The organism is Veillonella montpellierensis, assembly GCF_947090115.1.
GTDB classification, from domain to species: domain Bacteria; phylum Bacillota; class Negativicutes; order Veillonellales; family Veillonellaceae; genus Veillonella; species Veillonella montpellierensis.
This window is the reverse complement of record NZ_CAMUMS010000006.1, coordinates 60828-82426: the sequence shown is the minus strand read 5'-3', so window position 1 is coordinate 82426 and position 21599 is coordinate 60828. Positions and strand designations below refer to the sequence as shown.

The following is a 21599-nucleotide window of genomic DNA, read 5'->3' as shown; positions in this document are numbered from 1 at the left end:
CTTATGATGTAATTTCATATGACACCATTAAATTTCACAATCTCTTCATGTTCCTACTAACTATACTATAGGGTGCGAGAAATTGCAACACGTTTATATCATTTTCATATGCCGAATTGTAATGGGACGTTAGAAATCTTTCAAACGAATGGTACATTTCCATTTTTTCTGTTTCTCGCGATAGGTTAAAAAGGCCTTTAAGGAATGTAAATCTCGCTCCCACGTCCAGTCACGATATACCATCTTACCCGTTTGTGCATCCGTTTGGGTGTTTAGGGACATGCGATCGAGGCGTGTCAACTGATAGGACGTGCCGACCACGATATTTCGAGGAATCTCGATGCGGTCAAATAGATAGGGCGAGATTTCGCTCTTTGTTACATAGCGATGTTCGTAAGCGGCCCACACTTGCCACTTATCCGTTATGTGGCTCGTCTGTTTCACGCCCCAGTACGGCATACGTCGCACTGTACGAGTCGCCCCGTACGCATCATGTTGGTATCCACCATAGAAACGGCAACTGTACTTTCCATGCGACCAGGTGATGGCGTCATGGCTTAGCTCGATGTGTTCTTTATGGTGCGAACCTTTTACATCGCCTTCCGTCCAATAACCGATGCTAGCACTACCACGTACGGTTATCGGTGTACGACCTATATGATAGGTGTGCGTGTCTATGGCAAGTTCCGGCCGTTTGGTAACCCACACACTGTGATCCCAGAAGGTGTTTTCCTCTTTACTATAGGATACGCTGGCCACGCCCCATGGCACATAGTGACGATAGCCTATGGCTGGCACTAGACCGTTGCGGGTTGACCAGGTATAGTCGACGTAGGTTTCTCCCCTTGTGCCTATGGGATAGGTAAGGCGTCCATGTAACGACAACCCATTCGAATTATAGGACGGTACCGGGATCAAGCTAAATAGACTTATCGTCCCTTTCTTATCATTCCTAAGAGATATGGTATATTTAGGCAAGCTAAGTATTTTCGTGTTCTTAATCCAAAACGATGGTCTATGTATAATCATTTTATCGTTCGGATGCACTTCAATTTGCTCGCCCCTAATATGATAATCCGGTGTATGGGTAAAGGCCATGGCGTGTTTCGACGTAATCCATCCATCTTGTATATACCCCACGCCATCGGTGTAGCGAATCTGGTGCGCCTTAAAATAGTAGGGTTCTACATAGCCATGCGCCGACTGGCTCGTCATATTCCCCGTTTCCATCTGGTATGTCAAAACTTGTCCTTCTACCTCTTTTGGCGCTTGTCCCGTTTCTCGTAAGGTGTATCCAGATTTGATTTCATAGGTGCCCGTTTTCGTATTCCCCGTAACAAGCTCCGTTGTTACCGTCTGATTAGCGCGACGAATGACGACGTTGCCGTCTGCCGTTACATACCCGGTGGTATCGTAATATTTCATATGGTTCGCATCAATGCGCGTTGGCAATCCGTCCTTCACATCGCCATCATAAATGGATTTTTCATCTCGCAAAACTCGTATGGACGCCGGTTTTACCTCTAACACGTCATGATCCGTATCTGACCGCCTAGAAATTTGACCTGGGTACGCATCAAGGGCTCTATCTAACCGTTCTTGATAGATGGGACGGGTATGTTCCGTCATGGTCACGGACCCTTTCGTTTGTGCCCCTTCAGGCGCTTGTATCGTATTGTTTTCTACATTTGCCCCATGGCTCACAAAGGGATAGGCCCCCATTAGCAAGGTCAAGCATATCACGCGACGAACCGTCTTATCAATCATCTAACTAACTCCTTTATACGATTAATCTCGTTTTACTACTACAATCGGTTGTGACACACCATCATCACTTGTTGTGTCTTCTTGTACTTCATCAGTAGAGGCACTCACCTCAGCGGTTTCACCACCTTGAATGGCATCTGTAACCGGTTCTTCTTTAGGGCTTGAGGTTTCTTGTGGCAAAGCAGCTTCTACGGCTTTTGTAAGGTCCTTGCTATGATCACGACCATCACCGCCAATCACGACACCTTGTACGGTTACCACATCTTGTGGTTGAATATAGATAGTGGTGCCCTCTGGCCATTCGATAGGCTTACCTTTTACAAAGAGTCCCCCCACTAGGCCCACAGGACCAAGTAGAACAGCACCCGCTACGGAAGCACCCGCCGCTTTGAGTTCGCCCTTAGTTTTTTCTTGTGCTTCTGGTCCTTGTACACCCGTAATATGAGTACCATCCATGGCTGGTATGTCAAAGCTCATGGTCAAGCTGCCGTTACGGCCAAAGGATCTCGATTTTTGTAAGCTTTCAACGGTAGCCACCCCAACCGTACCAGCTGGCACTAGCAAAATATCGCCATCCATCAAATCTTCTCCCATTTCAAAGGAGATGGTATCGCCCACGTGATTTAATTTTGTACTCACCGGTTCTCGTAAGGTTACTTGAAATACATGATCTGCTGGCACTGTGCCAATTTGATGGGTTAGCTTGGTGTGAGAACCATTGATTTTTACTTGTAACGCTTGTATGCGACTATTGATTGATCCTGTACTAACGCTACCGCTAACACTGCGTTCCAAACGGTCCAAGCGTGCCAATAATGACCCTTCTGTCACATGGTTCTGATAGGTATATTCGAGTACATCCACTTCTTGCCGTAGGGATACGCTATCGCCTTCGCCTTCAACGGATGTGTAGAGTTGGTTCACTCTATCAACGAGGTTTCCCGTTGTGTTCTTGCCGTACACAGTATCTGACAGTTGATTAATGCGATCGATAACGGCCCCCGCTTGTGTATCACCGTATACAATGGTTTCCATGGCATTGGTTTTTTCTACTACCGTTGTTGGTGTAGCCGCCATAGCACTCATCGTCATAAGTGCGGCTATAGCGGTCATGGTTACTTCTTTTTTCATAACAATCTCCTCCCGTGTACATCGATTATCTTAGTGCATCCTACTGGTGCTACTATATATCTATTATTCTATTCCTATGAAAGTATTGGTCTATCGCAATACTACCGTAAGCATCGCTGTACTGTATGTAAGTACACTTTCAAGCATGCTATCACCCTCTTACGTGCCTATATATTGTCCACAGTGATACTAATAGGGTATTACGATTACGTGTAAACCTACAGTGCCTACGCCAGCGTGTCAGGTAGCACCTTACAATCGTCCACCATCGTATTGGACCCATATACATTCGCTACCACTACAAGAAGTAACTGTACTAGGTACTAATCGATTTCTATCTATCCTAGCGTGAAAGCACCTGTCTGTGAACATGCCAGTAAGTCATCCACACTCAAATTTTCACACTATAATCTACTACTAGGATGGATACTCTCACGGTACATGCAACGATAACCACAAAAAGCACGGACCAAAAACGCCCGTGCTTATGTATGTATTATATCTTCAAATCAACTAGCGCCGATATACCAACGCCTTGGATTCGATTTGCACCAACTGGATTCATGCTATCGATTGGCACGAGTCCTTTTACACGAGCTATTCCGTTAAAACTAGCTTCTAGTTGAGCTACTGCTTTCACCCGTTCAATTTCTGATGCAGGACCCGTAATCTGAGCGGCCCCAATATAGGCATTGTTGCCCACGCTAACGATAGGAACTACTTTCGTGGTATACGTAGTGGATAGATTATTTTGTCGTAATAGGGTGTTTAAGAAATTATCAATAGAATCACTGTAGCGATCCACTAAAAATCCTACGCCACCGACTTTGGCTACGCCACCTAACAAACTGCCCAAGTTAAAGGCATTGGCTGTCATCATACCTCCGAACGTAGATACCGTTATGCACGCTGCCACCATGAAAGGAATTAATTTCTTTTTCATCTCATTTCCTCCTTGCGTATATCTATTATTGTATCAAACATAACTTACTCTATTTAGTATATTCTATTATTTTATATTATACCACATATGAATGTTTTTTCTATGATTATTTGGCATAGGAGATCCATTTTCATAATGCATCGCAAAGTGCGTCGCACATATCCTCATCGTTCATGACACGTTTGCCTCCGCTAGTGGTCTAATGTATAGGCAACTCTCTTTGTAGTTGCTAAACGATTCGTTTCGTTGCGGTTTACCAGATGACTCATCTCTCCTAGTGATTTAGAAGATACTCAATCTCCATCGGGTTTACTTAGGCTCCACCCTACTTGATAGCAAGTCATATTCATCAAACACTGGCAACGCTTGGTATCTATCTACTAAAGGCGTGGTACTTCTACTTTTACAGTCATAGGATATCTGTTCTTCACCATAGCCACTGGAAACCATTTGCTATCACATCAAACACCAAGTATTTAGTGTTCATTACTAGAAATGCGAATGATGTAATCGTGCTTAACAAATGCGTGGCACTTGGTCTTCGCCGAGCATATCCAAAAGGCGTACGCCTCCTAAGGCCGTTTGTAATCCTACTTTTCCCGTATTATGCGCCAATGTTTTACCGATGAGGGTCGCTTCTTTTCCTTCTTCAAAGGAGTGAAGAATGGAGAGTACTGTATCGGTAACTTCTGGATTTACCACGAATAGGGCTTTTCCTTCATTGGCCAAGTAGAGTGGATCATAACCAAGAATATCGCATACGCCTTGTACTTCTTCATGCACCACAATCGCCTCTTCAAAGACGCTAATGCCCACTTGTGCTTGATCGGCGATTTCTTTCAGTACGGTCCCTACACCGCCACGGGTAGGATCACGCAAGAGAGCCACGTTTGATCCCACTTCCTGTAGTACGGCTTGTACCATGTGGTTAAGCGGTGCACAATCTGTGCGAATCGAGTCCGACAAGGAAAGTCCAAAACGTGTTCCCATAACGGAAATGGCATGGTCGCCTACGGATCCGCTCAAGATGATATCCATACCGGCTTTCACGCGATCCGTACTAATCATAACCCCTTCTGGGATATAGCCGATGCCTGCCGTATTGATATAGATGCCATCCACCGCCCCTTGTTGCACCACTTTCGTATCTCCTGTCACAATTTGTACGTTAGCACGCTCTGCCATGTCTTGCATGGTAGCGAGAATCGTATCTAGCGTATCAAAGGGCAAGCCTTCTTCTAAAATAAGGCCGCAACTGATGTATTGAGGTACGGCCCCATTCATGGCCAAGTCGTTAACGGTGCCACAGACCGCAAGCTTACCAATGTTACCGCCAGGAAAAAAGGTCGGTTGTACCACGTAGGAATCGGTGGTAAACGCCATTCGTCCTTTGGATACTTCAAATTGTGCCCCATCGTGAAGAGGGGCGAGTAGTGTATTGTTAAAATGGGGTAGAATATATTGTTCTGTCAATTCACGACTAAATCGTCCCCCATTGCCATGTACTAAGCGCACTCGTTTCATTCTATACTCCTATTTATTCTTCCCATGATAGACCACCGCTAGCATAGCCATATTTATACCAAGCGGCACAACTGCCTTCTACCGATACCATGCAAGCACCTACCGCATGTTCTGGTACACAGGCGTGTCCAAACAAGGGACATTCATTCGGTTTAATCAATCCTTGTAATACGTCACCGCAACGACATCCTTTAATGGGTACTGTCGGTTCTGTAACGGTCAGTGGCAACGCCACTTGTGCATCAAGATGTTCATAGGCCTTGGTGAGTCGTAGACCCGATTTAGGAATCATACCGATGCCACGCCACACATCATCGCACACTTCATAGACGGTACGCATCATCTCTTGCGCCACTGGATTGCCCGTTTTCATGACTACCGATTTATAGGTGTTTCCTACGTAGTACTTCTTAGATTGTCGTTGCTCTAATATATCCACAATGGCGGATAGAATTTCGCACCCATCAAAGCCGGCTACACAAGACGGTATATGATATTCGGTAGGCAAGAATTGATACGGTTCTTCTCCGATAATAACGCTCACGTGACCAGGTAGGATAAATCCGTCAATATGACCACGTTGACTATCTAGCAAAGCCCGTAAGGCTGGTGGCACTAATTTGTGTGATACCAAGAAGAATACATTCGTAAGTCCACTGGCATCAACGGCTTGTACGGTAGCACCGATAGCGGCTATCGTCGTTTCAAAGCCGATCGCCAACATGATAATCTTCTTGTCTTTATGTTGTTTTCCTAGTTCTATCACCTCTAACGGGCTATAGATGATATGGATATGAGCGCCTTCGGCTTGCGCTTGACTCAAGCTGCTATGGGTACCGGGAATTTTGAGCATATCCCCGAAGGTGGCGATGATTACATCATCTTGTGCCGCATAGGAAAGGGCTATATCCATATACGCCTGATCGGTAACACATACGGGGCATCCAGGGCCACTGACGAGTTCAATTTCTTTCGGTAGCAATTGACGGATGCCTTCTCGAAAGATGGCGACCGTATGGGTACCGCATACTTCCATGAGGCGAATTTCTTCGCCCGGCGTATGTAATGTATTAATTTTCCGTATGAGCGCTTCGGCTGTTAGCTTCTTGCTCTTTAAAGTAAGTTTGTTCAAGTTCTTCTAATTCGCGAAAAGCATCCATTGTTGCTTTTGCTTCCTCCTCATCTACAATTTGTACGGCGAAACCTGCATGGACTAATACCCAGTCCCCGATTTTCGCCTCTGGTACCAATAGCAAGCTACAATCACGTGTAACGCCAGATACTTCAATGGTGCCAAGGGATTCATTTATTTTTACCAGTTGTGCTGGTACTGCTAAACACATAGTAACTCCTTTCTATCTATTCGCTATCATATGTTCTCTATTTCTGTATATTCTCTATATAGCACGTTCTATCTTCACATAGACTTTGCATCATTTGTTGTGCTAACCACCATTGCCCGAGGGCAAGACCTCCATCGTTACAAGGCACGCGTTGGCTGATATAAAAGGGATCTAATCGCCATACTTTTGTCAACTCTTGTAGCAAGCGGCGATTTTGAAAGACCCCACCGCTTAGCACGATGTGATCCACATGGCAGCGTTCACTTATGTCTAATGCGATTTCAGAGGTGGCATAGGCCAAGGTACGGTGAAAGGAAGCGGCCAGTTGGTATTTAGACATACCGGCTACATAGTTTTCGATAATGTCCGCTACTAACGGCGTCGTATCGAGTATGTGTCCGTCATAGTGATAGTCTAATAACTTACCTTTTTCTCCATAGGCGAGTTGTTCCAAGGCCATGGCAATTTGTCCATCAAAGGTATGCACATTCCCTAGGCCGAGTAAGGTGCCGACTGCATCAAAGAGTCTACCTACGCCACAGGACTTACAAAATGGCATGCCTTTTTGTAGGGCTTGGTCTAAAAGCTCCCACCCTTTTGGTAACGTGGTAAGCCAGCTTTCATATAAAGGGGGAAACGTATCGCCATAGGTATGGCGCAAGTACCACAATGCTTGGCGCCACGGTTCAGATACGGCCCGTTCTCCGCCCGGCAAAGGCACATAGGCAGTATGGGCGACACGTTTCATCTCTGTCCCATGGCACAGTAAAAATTCACCGCCCCACAGAGAGCCGTCTGTGCCATAACCTGTACCATCATAGCAAATACCGAGTGTGGTGCCTTGTAAATTATATTCACTGATAACGGCTGCCACATGGGCATGATGGTGTTGTACGGTCAATAGAGGAATATGGTATGTTTCTCCGTAATCGGTGCCCAGTCGTGTAGAATAGTAGCCTGGATGGGCATCTACTACGATGGCCTGTGGCACTAAATCAAACAGTTCTTGATAATGTGCCAGTGTCCATTCCAGTGTGCTATGCGTGCTTTCATGTGCTAAGTCTCCAATGTGAGGACCTAGTAATACATGGAGGTCACGATTGATGGCGAAAGCATTTTTCATATCCCCACCCATAGCGACGATGGTCGGTAGGGTCGATTGTTGATGCGTGGATGGTTCCATGCCCTCTATGTAGATAGGTTCTGGTACAAAGCCACGACTACGCCGATATATGAGCTGTTTTCCCTCTACTACGGCCATCACGGAGTCGTCTACGGGAGCGCAAATGGAGCGATTGTGGACGAGGAAATAATCTGCAATCCCCTGTAGTTCACTAAGTGCTTGTTCGTCTTTGAACAAAACGGGGTCTCCGCTTTTGTTACCACTGGTCATGACCCACAAAGCGTCCTTTGGTAGTAGCAAGTGGTGTACTGGAGCATAGGGTAACATAATCCCCCAATAGTGGTTATGGGGCGCTACGGGATTCGTACAACTCGTTCCCTTGCCAGACGGTTCTCGTGAAGCAAGTAGTACAATAGGATGCACGGGGCTCAGTAAGAGTCGTTTTTCTTCATCGCTAACGTAGGCAATCTGTTCGATGCGCTCTAAGGATCCAGCCATCATAGCCAGTGGCTTATGGGGTCTTCCTTTTCGTTGGCGCAACCGTTTTACCGCCTCATGATTGGTAGCATCACATAGTAAATGGTAACCGCCGATACCTTTCATGGCGATGATAGCCCCCTCAGCAACGCGTTGGCGCACCATGTGGAATATACGATTTTCTCTAGCGCTAGGTGTATCTTCATCGGCGTCAAGCCTTATCGTTCGTCCACTACTATCGAGTAAGGTATAGCAAGGACCACAGTCACCGCATGCGGTTGGTTCTGCATGATACCGTCGACCGTTCAGATTCGTATAATCTGCATAGCAATCATCGCACATGGTAAAGTCTTTCATAGTGGTACGTTTGCGGTCATAGGGAACACTTTCAATAATCGTGTAGCGTGGACCACAGTTGGTACAATTGATAAAACTATAGCCATATCGTGGATCCTTAGGATTTTCTAGTTCATCTAAGCAATCATCACAGGGGGCCGTATCGGCGCTAATAAATGTATTCGCCAAGCCGTGAAGTGGCGATGGTGCTATGATAAATTTATGTTCTTGTATCTCGTCATCAGTCTCTACAGAAGATATCGGTAATTCTTTAACAACCATATTTTCTATCCGTGCTAAGGGCGGACATTCTTGTTGTATCCGACAAAGCCATTGATGCAATACATCAACGGGGCCCTCAATTTCTACATATACGCCTTGCGTATCGTTATAGACAAATCCATCTAATTGTAATTCATGAGCTACTACGGATACGAATGGACGAAATCCTACGCCCTGAACGATACCCGTAAAGCGCACCCCCCAACGGGTCATATCTTGTTTCATACCTACTCCATTAGCGTTATTATACTGTAATCATTAGACTAATTGCCTTGATTTTCATGTTAAGAATAACGTCGCCTTTGTCATTAGCGTTATTATACTGTACTCGTTAGACCAGGGTAGCAATTGTATCTTATTATACCTATGTGGACTACAAAGGAGGGACTATTGAATGATACTTCATTCAGACAGTCCCCCAATTCGTATCCTCTATAAACTCTTAGTATCCGTGATACGCCCCTTACTACCACGATACTATTGTTATATGACTAGTAGAAGTATTTGTACATTCTTTTGAGAATACTTCTATTAGCGATCATCGCCCACAACTCGTGGAATACTGCCATCAATACCAGCTTCATCTAGTTCTGCTTGAATCATGATAGCACATTCAATACGTTTTTTCTGTAATCGACACCCAAATTCATAGGGCGTATTCATATCACCGCCGAGTGTCACATTATTGGCATGACAACCGCCAGAGCAGAAAAATTTCGCCCAGCAAGCTGCACATGTTGGCTTGGAAAATACGTGGGTATGGCGCATTTGTTTAGGAATATCTTGGTTTTTAATGCCTTCAAACACATTGCCGAGTACATATTCGTCCTTGCCTACAAATTGATGACATGGGTATATATCGCCATTTGGTACGATGGCCATATATTCATGCCCAGCCCCACAACCACGTAAGCGTTTTGCCATACATGGGCCGCGATATAAATCCATGCGGAAATGGAAAAAGTTAAACGTTTCGCCCCATCCGTCTAATTGACGTTGTAAGTATAGATCTGCCAAGGTTTCATATTCTTTATTGATCGTTGGCCAATCTTCTTCACGAAGTACGTATTCCCCTTCTTCGCCTACCACTGGTTCCATGGATAAATGTTCAAATCCTAAATCGGACATGGCGATTACATCTTTTGTAAAATCTAAGTTATTATGGGTAAATGTACCTCGTACAAAGTATTCTCTACCTTCCCGTTGTTGTACGGCGTTGACTAAATTTTTTGCAACCAAGTCATAGGATGGTGCCTGTCCTTTGCCAGCACAAGGGCGCATACTATTATGTACTTCTTTGCGTCCATCCAAAGATAGAACAAGACTTACATTATACTTATTGAGATAATCAATTTTATCCTGGGTAAGTAGCATACCGTTTGTGGTCATGGTCAATTTAAAGATTTTATTTTTCTTTTTTTCAATGTCTTGAATGTATTCAATACACTGCTTCACCACGGACCAATTCATAAGTGGTTCGCCACCGAAGAAGTCAATTTCACAATGTTGTCTAGATCCGCTCGCTTCTACGAGAAAATCGATGGCACGTTTGGCAATATCAAAGCTCATTAACTCACGTTTTACGCCACCATAATCGCCTTGACTAGCAAAGCAATATTTACATGCCAAGTTACAATCATGGGCAATATTCAAGCACAGTGATTTAACAATCGGTTTTTCGTCAATCACTAATTGAAAATCTTTCGACATAGGCGTAAATAGTTGTCCTTCGTGGATAAGTTCATCGATTTCATCCAATAGTTCATCTAATTCACGAGCATCTTCCGTCGCATCTAGTGCATCATGAACAGCTCGGCGATTTGCCCCGTCATATATATCTAATACTTTGTCCGTCAATGCATCGATAACATGGATTGTGCCACTATTCACATCAAGACAATAACATTTATTTTTCATCCAAAACTTATGGATCATAGGTTGTAATTCTGTCATGGTACCTCCAAACAATTATTTATTTATACCATATATATTGTATCACAAAATATTCGATATAGCACCTATATAAACGGGCCGTTTATTACTTTTATCAATGAATAAAATAACTCTATAGCAATCGCTATCTTAAGGCGAAATATATGTTACTAGATGGCTCTACTAGATGCCTATACATACCATTAGGCACAACCTAGACGCTGCTCTTAAAATTATCTTTTCTGGACTGGTTCATCCCTATGTAGCTATCAAGCATAGCCGATACATCGCCCGTATTGATATGCCCACTTTATCCCATAGGTAGCTATCAAGAAAACGACAATAAAATACCCTTTCAGTGCCTGATTTATTCCATAGATAGTTATCAAGTTGATGAAATTACATGGTGTTTCTGCTATTTCTGATTTGTCCCATACATAGCTATCAGCCGTCTAATAGTCATAGCCTATGTATGTTATGTCGCTGTATCTCATAGGCACCTATCAACTCACACTCACCTAGGTATGAAATTCATATCTACGTATACTCACACTCATATGGATATAAGAGTCATATCTACGTATACCTAACTTATGTGACGTCCACCTATAGGGCTAAGAGATCCATAGTTTCTTATAGCGCTATTTATGTTACGCACCTATAACGCAGAAATACATATATTCTTATATCGCTGATAGAGGTCACTATATTCTATACCGTTTCACAAGTTACGAGTCTTCTGGCACATAAAAATAGCGCCAATTACACGTGTAATTGACGCTATTTTATTAATCAATACGATGCACCTATCGGGAACATTCTTATTTTTGTTTGCAAACTTGATTACCTACTGTGCAACTTGTTTTGCAAGCAGATTGACAAGAAGTTTGACATTCTCCACAACCGCCATGTTTTGCAGTGCTTTGTAACGATTCACTTTTTACTGTACGAATATGTTTCATACTAATTCCTCCTTCATACAATATGATAGTAATTTGATTGTATCATAGGTAGATATATTTGACAAATAGATACTAGTAGATTATTTATCTTTACCTAAGGTTTTACGCAAGGCAATAGCGATAGGTGTTACGATAACAGCAGCGGCTATGGCTTCTGGCAATCCGTGGCTCACACTAAGTCCTAAAATTACCATACCTACATTTTCCATGGTAGCATGCGTTAGTTGGGCAAAGGTCTGTCCAAAGAGGAAGAAAATCGTTCCCATAACAAGAGCTGTATGTATACAGGTGCCAAGAAAGGCGGCTACTAATAAACGGAATTTTACGTCTTTAAAAAAGATACTTTTAAAAATCAAAAATGCGAGTAAAGGGAATATCACACGAGGCACAACGGATACTAAGGGATTTAAAAAGATGGGGGATAAAATATTCGGTGCCGTAAAGTTGGCATATAGGCTGTAGCAACCAAACACAAAGCCCACGAGCATTCCCACTTTAGGGCCTTCTACTAAGGCGGCAATCAATGTAGGAATGTGCAGCGTAGTAACACTCAATGGGGGAATATTGATGATACCGTATCCAGTCAACCCCAGTACGATGGTAATAGCTGATAATAATGCGATAATTGTCATTTCACGCACGGTTAATCGCCCTACCGTTTTGGATCCCATCGATTGGTGTGCATCCGTATCTTCTATTGGTCTATTTCCCTCATCATGGTGTGGCATATCCATATCATCTGCTGTTATATGCGAGGTAGTGCTATCATCCATTGCCAGTTTCTGTGCATCCTCCACCGCAATATCCATGGTGTTACAACTTTTTGTTACCGATTGTTCTTCATTCATGTGTACATCCTCCGCTCTCATTTACTATGAATATGAGTCGAATCATTCTAATCAATCTATCTATTTCGTTCTGTTTCCTTGCCGAATACAGACGAATAATCTTTTTGTATCATATATGTTTATCTACTATCTGTCAATAGACGTCATATTCATACGCCGTTTATGACGGTATTTCAACAAATAGTATTCACTGTAGAGGCCTGCTCCTACAGCAACCGCCAAAATGATAAGCAATATAATTGCTGGTGTCACATAGACTAATAGGCTTCCTTGGTATACGGGAAATACAACCTTAACTGCTTGTAATACAAATTGTGGCATCCATCCAAACATTACATGTCCAACAATCGCCAACCATACTAGCGCCGTTACAAAAATGCGAACAAATCGTATTTTTTTAGGTGTTTCCCCGCGAGGATATAGATAGATTGCCATGGCAGCCATGGTGATTACCAATAAGAGTAGTAAACAAAGTTTAATGTAATCGTACATAAATGACATATAGGCTTGTACTAACAGGGGATTATTAATATATAGCACACCGCCCATAAGTAAAATTGGTAGTGGCAACGTAACTGCCGCGATGTCAACGGTGGTGTGAAACCATTCATGGCGTTTTTGCCGTTCAAAGAATCGAGTTAGTACGACGCCACTTAAAATAATAATGGTCATAACACAGGAAAGAACTACTACCCACAAAGCTCCAATTAAGGCAATATTTTTTACGGGAATCACTAGATGCATTGTGCCAGAGCCTAAAAAGAAAAAAACTGTCCACAATAACCACGCGTATGCATGATAGTATAATCGCATATGAAACCCTGTGGCAAACCGTAATCGTTCTACTTTTTTCATCATTAACGGGATGATTAACGACAATAGCGTAAACATTTCTACGCCATAAATCGTCAAATGTCCCTTTCCAATAATCACCGTGGGTATGACCGTAAATAGTATACACATACCGATAAATTGCCACATAATTTTGTTCATCTTAATCACCTACTATACTTATATCGATTACCTACAACTACCTATGATCATACTAGAAATCTTCAGATATCTTTCTTATGAAGCATACTTAGTAGTTATCCTTGTTATCATCATTGTACTATACAGTGAATAATTAAACAAATCAAACTGAAACTATATACCGATTAGAAACTATGTGAATCGAAAAAATCTCCTTATCCTACATTATCTGCAGGATAAGGAGATTTTAAAATTAAGTGCTTACGCCGATACAACTTCGGCTTCAACCACATCTTCTGATTGATGTTCTTTTGGTTGTTCTAATAATGGAGTCATACTCTTCAAGCTAACACCTAAGGTATATAGATTGTGGAACCACGCTGCATTAGCAGGAGTCAATACACCTAATACACCAGCGCCAACTAAACCGCCATTAACAGCTACAATACCATTATAGTTTTTCTTAATACGCGTCATTAACTTCATCGCAATGCGGCGTAAGTCAACCAAGGATTGCAAGTTATCTGAAGAAATCGTAACGTTAGCAATTTTTTGAGCAATTGGTGCGCCTTCATTCATAGCGATACCAACATGCGCTTCCGATAAAGCTGGAGAATCGTTAATGCCATCTCCTACCATCATTACTGTGTATCCTTCATCTTTAGCTTGTTTTACATACGTTGCTTTATCTTCAGGTAATACACCTGCATGAACTTCATCAATACCAAGTTCATCAGCGACACGTTTCGCATTCCGTTCACTATCACCAGTCATCATAACAACTTTTTTAATGCCCAATTCATGAAGTTGGTCAATTACAGTATGCGCTTCTTCACGAACTGGATCTTTGATGCAAATAACGGCTGCTAATGTACCACCGATTGCCATATATAAATGGGAGGAAGAATTTGGTAAGTTATCAAATTTTTCCTGTTCCTCTTGTGGAATTTTAGTCTTTTCATCATCGAATATAAAATGCGCACTACCGATACGGCAACGATAGCGACCCACTTTAGATGCAATGCCATGAGCCACAATATATTCTACTTCTGAATGCATTTCTTTATGTGGTAGTTCATGAGCTTTTGCTGCATTAACGACAGCTTTTGCCATAGAATGAGGGAAATGTTCTTCCAAACAAGCTGCCAATGTTAGCATTTCATCAGCATCATGCCCATTAAATGGAATAATTTGTTCAAATTCTGGTTCCGCTTTTGTTAATGTCCCTGTTTTATCAAAGACGATTAAGTCAGCAGCGGCAATCTGTTCTAAGAACTTACCACCTTTAACAGTGACGCCTAATTTAGAGGCTTCATCCATAGCAGATAATACCGACAATGGAATTGCTAATTTTAAGGCACACGAGAAGTCTACCATAATAAAGGATAGAGCTTTTGTTAAATTCCGTGTTAATAGGTAGGTGACAGCAGATCCAATAAAGCTAATTGGAACAAGTTTATCCGCCATACGGTATGCTTGTTGTTCCATACCAGATTTCATTTGTTCAGATTCTTCAATTAAGTTAACGATTTTTTCATAACGAGAATCTTTTGCTGTACCACGTACACAGATGGTTGCTTGTCCTTCTTCAACAACAGTACCAGCATAGACAGACGTACCTTCATCACGACGAACCGGTTCAGCTTCACCCGTCATAGACGATTCATTAACTTGGATAATACCATCCACCACTTCACCATCTAATGGAATTACTTCACCTTGTCGCAATACTACATGATCGCCTTCATTAACAGCTGATAATGGTTTGCTGATTTCTATACCATCTTGTAATACCCATACTTTATCTACATGCAAGGACATACTTTCAGCAAGGTTTAATACGGAACGACGATGTGTCCATTCTTCTAATATTTCACCGATACCTAACAAGTACATAACGGCGCCTGCAGTAGAATAATCTTTTTGGAGTAAAGATACGCCGATGGCTACACCATCAAGTACCTCTACCGTTAATTTGCGTTTCCACAAAGTTTTTATAGCAGTACCAATAAACTTCGCTGCATTTACCCATGACCATATAGCAGCCACTGGTGCTGGCAAGAACAAACGTTTACCAATATACACCAATGTATCTTTTATCATTTGTTCTCTATATTTTTTATTTACCAAACGAGGTGAGTATTCTGTCAACGCTGGCACATTAGAGAAATCAAGATCACGCAATGCTAACACACTATTGCGTACAGCTATTTCATCGCCATTATGAGAAATAGCTATTTCAGATGTTCTAGTGTAAAAAGTTACTTTTTTAATCGCTTCATTTGATTTTAATGTACTTTCTACAAATGCTGCATCAGCCTCTGTAAAACGGCGACCTGTAATGCTTATACGCATTCTATATTTAAGTCTGCTAACTACAGAAAACTGTAACATATCACTAGTTTCCTTTCTTATTTAGCTTCTTTTTCAAAAATTTCTTCATGACGAGCTTCGTTGATTTCTTGTGCTTCTGCTAAGATATCAGAAGTGCTAGCTTGTACTTTATCAGCAGTTGCCAACACGCTGTCTTTTACACGAATACCTGCAGCTACTACATTAGCGTATACTTTTTTAGCATCTTTGCTTGTTAACACTTTTAATCCTACTGTACCTAGTGCTAAACCAGCAGCAAATAGATTAGCAGATTTTAAATTTTCGTTTGTTTGTTGATTTTTGAATTTGAACATAATATTACATCCTTTCTTGATGACTGCATATAACATATGCGAAACCTATGTAACTAACACTTATAATAAACTGCCTAAGATAGTAGTTTATTTACATCCACAATCAGAACTACTTCCATTTGAGGAGTTAGATCCTTTTTTCTTCTTGCTACTACAACCGCAGCCACAGCCACAACCACCTTTACCGCTGGCGGACTGATAAAACTTATAGCCAAAATATGCTACGGCACATAATACCAATACATATATGATTGCTGTTTGTATATCCATAGTATACCCCTTTCCATTATCATTATCAAATACAAAAAACTCATAATTGTATTCTCAATACGAATACGCATTATAAAAGGGATTTTTAATAGATTTCTCATTATCATTTAACTAATAACCTTTATCAAAGAAATCTATAAAAGTAACAAGTCACTCTATAGGTTGACCAAGAATATCGTCAATATATATGGGGGTTTTGCTACTTTCATGGTATTGTAGCAACACTATAAAAGAATAACTAAGAAATAATTATTCTTAATTACTGATGTAAGGAATGCGTATCAATGATACCGACATTCCTCTAATCAAGGCATCGTATGCACATACGATGCCTTGATTACTACATCAGAATAATTGATACGCATCAATTTCTTACATATACATCAAACTTTCATAGTCACTATGTCACTATTCTATCAATTAAAATCCTAACGCCATACCAATTTGGTGGATAAGTAAGGCTACTACGTAAGCGAGTAATATACCATAACCGACAGAGAATCCTAACCATTTCCAAGAGTTAGTTTCACGTTTTACTACCGCCATAGCTGCAAAGCAAGGTGGGTAGATAACGATGAATGCAAGGAATCCAACTGCTACAAGTGGTGTGAAGGATTCATCAGCTTGTAAACGTTCTACCAAAGAGGAATCATCATCTTTATCAGCAGCTACTGCATAGGTAGTACCCAATGTAGAGATAATAACTTCTTTTGCTGTAAAGCCTGCAAGTAAGGAAACGCCCATTTTACCATTAAATCCTAATGGTCTAAGCACTGGGTCCATAATTGTACCTAATTGGCCTAAGTAGGAGTGAGCTTGGTCTTCGGAAGCTTGTTCATTATCAAGATCTTCATCAGCGGCATCCTTAGCCAAATCGTTTTGGAATACGGCCCATGCAACAGGGAATTCTTTTTCATGAGCAGATTTTAAATCATTAAACACATCAGGTGCTTCATTAGGATCTTCTACTTCTACATCTGGTGCATCTTCTCCAGCTTCTTCTGCATCAGCGTCTGCTTTTTCTTTCGTATTTTGAATTTCTTCTACTAACGCATCAATTTGTTCTTTTTGTTCATCAGTAGCATAACCAGCTGATGTTTTAATTGCATCACCTTGTGCTTGGAATGTAGTTTCTACTGCATCATGTGCTGCATCATAGTCTTGTGTATACACTGTATCTTTTGGATAGGAACTTAAGAACCAAATCAAGATAGTGGCACCCAAAATAAATGTACCAGCTTTTTTAATATATGCCCATGCACGTTCCCACATATGCATTAATACAGATTTAGCTGTAGGCATATGATATGGTGGCAATTCCATAACGAATGGTTCTGCTTCACCACTAAATAGGAATCTGCGGAAAATCTTAGCCATGATTACAGCCATGATTACACCAAATAGATATGTTAAGAATAAAACTGTACCACTATATTCTACTGGGAAGAATGCACTCGCCATTAACACATATACTGGCAAACGAGCACCACAACTCATAAATGGAGTAACTAAGATTGTTACCATACGGTCTTTGTAGTTATCCAAAATACGAGATCCCATGATGGATGGGATGGAGCAACCAAAACCTAATAGTAATGGAATGAAGGATTTACCATGTAAACCGCAAGCTCTCATGGCACGGTCCATCAAGAAAGCAGCACGCGCCATATAGCCACTGTCTTCCATGAAGGAAATACCTAAGAATAATAGAATGATTAATGGTAAGAAGGAAATAACCGCTCCTACACCAGCGATAATACCATCTACTACAAGGGATTGTAGATTGCCTTCTGGGATTGTATTCGTTGCAAAATCACTTAATGCAGTTACACCAGTATTTAGCCAATCTTGTGGATAGGCACCAACATTAATAACTATATTAAATAATAACCACATGAAGAATAAGAAGATTGGTAAGCCTAAAATACGATGTGTCAAAATTTTGTCGATGCGATCTGATTTAGTTTCTATAGCATCAGTTGTTTTAGTAACAAATGCATTAAAGAGTTTAACGGCGAAGGCATGACGTTTTTCTTGGAATACTGATTCTAAATCAACTTCTTTTGCAAGTTCTTGACGCATAGATTCACGTTTCGCAAGTAATGCTTCTGTATTCTTTTCACGCATAATTTTGCCAATAACATCTGCGTCGCCTTCTAATAATTTAGCGGCTACCCAACGTGGTGGATATTCCACACTAGCGGTGCGTACGTCTTTAGTAAGTTCGTCAACAATGTCATTAATTTCTTCATAATCTACCACAGCTGTAGTGGAAATGCCTTTATCTTTAGCGTGTACAATCGCTTCTAGTACTTCCATAGTACCGACATTATTACGGCCTACTGTTTCAACAACAGTGGCACCTGTTAAAGATGCCAATTTCTCTTTGTCGATAACAAGTCCCATATCATGAGCTACGTCAATCATATTTAACACAATAACCATAGGTCGTTCTAGCTCTAATAGTTGTGTAGTCAAATATAAGTTACGTTCCAGATTCGATGCATCTACTACGTTAACGATAACATCTGGTTTGTCATTAATGATTTCATTTCTAGCTACCAATTCATCTAATGAACGAGCTGTCAAACTGTACGTTCCAGGTAAATCAACGAATAATAGTTCTTGTCCATTATAGTTGTATTCCCCTTCTTTCTTTTCAACAGTTACCCCTGCATAGTTCCCCACATGTTGCTTAGCGCCTGTAATATTATTAAAAATGGTAGTTTTACCACAGTTTGGGTTACCAGCCAAGGCAATTTTAATTTGCTTATCCTTTGCCATACATAGTCTCCTATTTAACTTCTACATCAATCGTTTTTGCTTCACTCACTCGAAGAGATAATTCAAAATTTTTCACTTTAATTTCGATAGGATCTGCTAAAGGCGCATATTTTACCAAGCGAACCTCAGTTCCTTTTACAATTCCCATGTCAATCAAGCGATGTTTGATATTACCCGAGCCGTGTAAGGCCACTACTGTACCCACTTCACCTGGTTTCATATCTGCCATCGTTTTAACACTCACGTGTGACACCTCCTAATACCAATAATCATTTTAAATATACATCTTAATGTATTATAACAATAATAGCTTTCAATATCAACAATAATTATCATAATAGAGTACGAATAGGTACAATATGAAATAATGATATCTATAATATTTTTTTATTATTTATAGTATAAGTAGCACAGTATATGCTCATTCTTATATACTTAAGATTATAGTATTTATGCGTATTTCTCAATTATATTATTTAATATTCATATAATCATATACTTTTTTATGATTTTTATTAATATAACTGTCGATTATATAACAGGATACTGTTCCTTATCTATTTTTGCTTTTTATTCTCATTTAAACCATCTAATGTGAAAAAAATCACTCTATAACACTGTATAATCAACATTTTTATTTCTCAAAGCCAAATAGTGTGATATTATAAGTAACAAATTTTGTGTAAAATCTATATTATAAATGTTTCGCAACTACAGCTCTATTTTTCTATCATCCAGGTTATCTTCAAAAAATATAATCAAAATGCTATAATAGATAAACATATAAACGCCATTTACATAGTAATTTATAGAGGAGACTCATGAAATCATTTAAAACACTTGGTATAACAGAAGATATTTCTACTATTTTACAAAAGCAAGGTATTAAAGAACCTACGCCGATTCAAGAGCAAGCCGTTCCCATGATATTTAAAGGAAATGATATCATCGGTCATGCTCAGACCGGCACGGGTAAAACATTAGCTTTTTTATTGCCTATTCTTCAAAGAGTGCATACAGATGTGCATCAAGAACAAGCGCTAATTATTGCACCTACGCGCGAACTGGTACAACAAATTGCGCAACAGGCCAAGCGTATTGGTCAACAGATTGATGTTGACGTATTGCCACTCATTGGCGGAAAAACAGTGGAGCATCAATTGCAACAATTAGGCAGACGTCCTCACGTGATTATTGGTACACCGGGTCGTTTACTAGATCATGCCGACCGTGGTTCATTGCATCTTAGCACCATTCGCCGCATTGTCCTTGATGAAGCCGACCAAATGCTCCATATGGGATTTTTGCCTACGGTAGAAACATTAATTCATCGCACAGATAAGAAACGTCAGTTACTACTATTTTCTGCCACTATGCCCGATAAAATTCGCAAGCTCGCTAAATCCTATATGCATGCTCCTATGTCGATTACGATTGAAAGTAAGCATGTCACATTAGATGCGATTGAACAAACAGTCTATATGATGAATAGTTCTGAAAAAACTAAGCGTCTCATCGAGATGATTCAACAAGACAATCCGTTTCTAGGCATCGTATTTTGTAATACCCGTGATAGTGCAATTCGCTTATCCTATGAATTAACCGCCGCTGGATTATCTATTGCAGAAATGCACGGTGATTTAACGCAAGGGCGGCGTACTCAAATTTTAAAAGAGTTCGCAAAAGCCAGAACACAGATATTAGTAGCTACCGATATTGCTGCTCGTGGTATCGATATTGAAGGCATCACACACATATATAATTATGATGTACCACATGATGTAGACTATTATATCCATCGCATTGGGCGAACTGGTCGTGCTGGTAATTCAGGTGTAGCGATTACATTGGCAACGCCTGCTGATGAAAGCTGGCTACGCCGTATTGAACGCGCTATTAAGGCTACGTTAACCAAATATACTGCAGATGGGCAAATCAAGGTGAAAGGCGCTAAGGATATGGCTCCTAAACGGGTAAAGAAATATAAATCTACCGGCCCTACTAGTTCCTACCAAGCCACTAAATCGAAAGCTCACAAAGCAACTGGTCATGGTGGCACCAATAATAGACGGCGAAGAAAATCTACATCACAAACCAAGCGTAGTCGGCGCAAATAATTACATACCTAACCCTATATAAAACGGTGACTCATCAATTTCTATGCTATGAAATAAGGCCCTTAGTACGTATCAATTAGGTGATGATTGCTGCACTTGCT

Annotated in this window: 17 protein-coding genes; 1 reads left to right on the top strand and 16 read right to left on the bottom strand. The window is 40.9% G+C overall.

The annotated features are described in order from the left end of the window. Nucleotides 1-129: 129 nt before the first annotated feature. The 16 genes from P6940_RS04370 to P6940_RS04295 all read right to left on the bottom strand — a co-directional run bounded on the left by P6940_RS04370 (nt 130) and on the right by P6940_RS04295 (nt 19610). Nucleotides 130-1767: an organic solvent tolerance protein OstA gene (locus P6940_RS04370; RefSeq protein WP_277293306.1), complete on the bottom strand. Its 1638-nt coding sequence runs from the start codon at nt 1765-1767 to the stop codon at nt 130-132. 21 nt (nt 1768-1788) lie between these two features. Beyond that, entirely contained in the window at nt 1789-2898 is a 1110-nt protein-coding gene (locus P6940_RS04365) for a hypothetical protein (RefSeq protein WP_277293305.1), read from the bottom strand. A 496-nt stretch (nt 2899-3394) separates the two neighbouring features. Further along, entirely contained in the window at nt 3395-3841 is a 447-nt protein-coding gene (locus P6940_RS04360) for a hypothetical protein (RefSeq protein WP_277293304.1), read from the bottom strand. 516 nt (nt 3842-4357) lie between these two features. Beyond that, a complete protein-coding gene (hypE, locus tag P6940_RS04355) occupies nt 4358-5365 on the bottom strand; it encodes a hydrogenase expression/formation protein HypE (RefSeq protein ID WP_277288174.1) in 1008 nt (335 codons plus the stop codon). A 13-nt stretch (nt 5366-5378) separates the two neighbouring features. Next, the gene (hypD, locus tag P6940_RS04350; protein WP_277293303.1) at nt 5379-6497 is read right to left on the bottom strand and encodes a hydrogenase formation protein HypD; all 1119 of its coding nucleotides are present in this window, start codon (nt 6495-6497) and stop codon (nt 5379-5381) included. Beyond that, a complete protein-coding gene (locus P6940_RS04345) occupies nt 6436-6708 on the bottom strand; it encodes a HypC/HybG/HupF family hydrogenase formation chaperone (RefSeq protein ID WP_028257645.1) in 273 nt (90 codons plus the stop codon). Before P6940_RS04345 ends, hypD begins: the two co-directional genes overlap by 62 nt. Before the next feature lie 37 nt (nt 6709-6745). Continuing rightward, nucleotides 6746-9151, bottom strand: a complete 2406-nt coding sequence (gene hypF, locus P6940_RS04340) for a carbamoyltransferase HypF (protein ID WP_277293302.1) — start codon at nt 9149-9151, stop codon at nt 6746-6748. Nucleotides 9152-9457: 306 nt separating this feature from the next. Beyond that, entirely contained in the window at nt 9458-10879 is a 1422-nt protein-coding gene (gene scfB, locus P6940_RS04335) for a thioether cross-link-forming SCIFF peptide maturase (protein WP_038152883.1), read from the bottom strand. An 800-nt stretch (nt 10880-11679) separates the two neighbouring features. Then, nucleotides 11680-11820: a six-cysteine ranthipeptide SCIFF gene (gene scfA, locus P6940_RS04330; protein ID WP_071838034.1), complete on the bottom strand. Its 141-nt coding sequence runs from the start codon at nt 11818-11820 to the stop codon at nt 11680-11682. 80 nt (nt 11821-11900) lie between these two features. Continuing rightward, on the bottom strand, nt 11901-12668 hold the full coding sequence (locus P6940_RS04325) for an ECF transporter S component (RefSeq protein WP_277293301.1): 768 nt from the start codon (nt 12666-12668) through the stop codon (nt 11901-11903). 126 nt (nt 12669-12794) lie between these two features. Further along, nucleotides 12795-13661, bottom strand: coding sequence for a hypothetical protein (locus P6940_RS04320; RefSeq protein ID WP_038152885.1), 867 nt, complete (start codon nt 13659-13661; stop codon nt 12795-12797). Between the two features lie 240 nt (nt 13662-13901). Continuing rightward, entirely contained in the window at nt 13902-16034 is a 2133-nt protein-coding gene (locus P6940_RS04315) for a heavy metal translocating P-type ATPase (protein WP_277293300.1), read from the bottom strand. 17 nt (nt 16035-16051) lie between these two features. Next, nucleotides 16052-16327, bottom strand: a complete 276-nt coding sequence (locus P6940_RS04310; protein WP_028257640.1) for a DUF6110 family protein — start codon at nt 16325-16327, stop codon at nt 16052-16054. Between the two features lie 87 nt (nt 16328-16414). Beyond that, entirely contained in the window at nt 16415-16597 is a 183-nt protein-coding gene (locus tag P6940_RS04305) for a hypothetical protein (protein ID WP_038113590.1), read from the bottom strand. 420 nt (nt 16598-17017) lie between these two features. Then, entirely contained in the window at nt 17018-19381 is a 2364-nt protein-coding gene (feoB, locus tag P6940_RS04300) for a ferrous iron transport protein B (protein WP_277293299.1), read from the bottom strand. A gap of 10 nt (nt 19382-19391) precedes the next feature. Then, entirely contained in the window at nt 19392-19610 is a 219-nt protein-coding gene (locus P6940_RS04295) for a FeoA family protein (RefSeq protein ID WP_423839112.1), read from the bottom strand. Nucleotides 19611-20202: 592 nt separating this feature from the next. On the opposite strand from P6940_RS04295, the gene P6940_RS04290 reads away from it, so the two are divergent. Further along, nucleotides 20203-21498, top strand: coding sequence for a DEAD/DEAH box helicase (locus P6940_RS04290; protein ID WP_277293297.1), 1296 nt, complete (start codon nt 20203-20205; stop codon nt 21496-21498). Nucleotides 21499-21599 lie beyond the last annotated feature (101 nt).

Coding starts and splice junctions, on each gene's coding strand:
- P6940_RS04370 (WP_277293306.1), bottom strand. CDS start 1,767: ATGATTGATAAGACGGTTCGTCGCGTGATATGCTTGACCTTGCTAATG.
- P6940_RS04365 (WP_277293305.1), bottom strand. CDS start 2,898: ATGAAAAAAGAAGTAACCATGACCGCTATAGCCGCACTTATGACGATG.
- P6940_RS04360 (WP_277293304.1), bottom strand. CDS start 3,841: ATGAAAAAGAAATTAATTCCTTTCATGGTGGCAGCGTGCATAACGGTA.
- hypE (WP_277288174.1), bottom strand. CDS start 5,365: ATGAAACGAGTGCGCTTAGTACATGGCAATGGGGGACGATTTAGTCGT.
- P6940_RS04345 (WP_028257645.1), bottom strand. CDS start 6,708: ATGTGTTTAGCAGTACCAGCACAACTGGTAAAAATAAATGAATCCCTT.
- hypF (WP_277293302.1), bottom strand. CDS start 9,151: ATGAAACAAGATATGACCCGTTGGGGGGTGCGCTTTACGGGTATCGTT.
- scfB (WP_038152883.1), bottom strand. CDS start 10,879: ATGACAGAATTACAACCTATGATCCATAAGTTTTGGATGAAAAATAAA.
- scfA (WP_071838034.1), bottom strand. CDS start 11,820: ATGAAACATATTCGTACAGTAAAAAGTGAATCGTTACAAAGCACTGCA.
- P6940_RS04325 (WP_277293301.1), bottom strand. CDS start 12,668: ATGAATGAAGAACAATCGGTAACAAAAAGTTGTAACACCATGGATATT.
- P6940_RS04320 (WP_038152885.1), bottom strand. CDS start 13,661: ATGAACAAAATTATGTGGCAATTTATCGGTATGTGTATACTATTTACG.
- P6940_RS04315 (WP_277293300.1), bottom strand. CDS start 16,034: ATGTTACAGTTTTCTGTAGTTAGCAGACTTAAATATAGAATGCGTATA.
- P6940_RS04310 (WP_028257640.1), bottom strand. CDS start 16,327: ATGTTCAAATTCAAAAATCAACAAACAAACGAAAATTTAAAATCTGCT.
- P6940_RS04305 (WP_038113590.1), bottom strand. CDS start 16,597: ATGGATATACAAACAGCAATCATATATGTATTGGTATTATGTGCCGTA.
- feoB (WP_277293299.1), bottom strand. CDS start 19,381: ATGGCAAAGGATAAGCAAATTAAAATTGCCTTGGCTGGTAACCCAAAC.
- P6940_RS04295 (WP_423839112.1), bottom strand. CDS start 19,610: ATGGCAGATATGAAACCAGGTGAAGTGGGTACAGTAGTGGCCTTACAC.
- P6940_RS04290 (WP_277293297.1), top strand. CDS start 20,203: ATGAAATCATTTAAAACACTTGGTATAACAGAAGATATTTCTACTATT.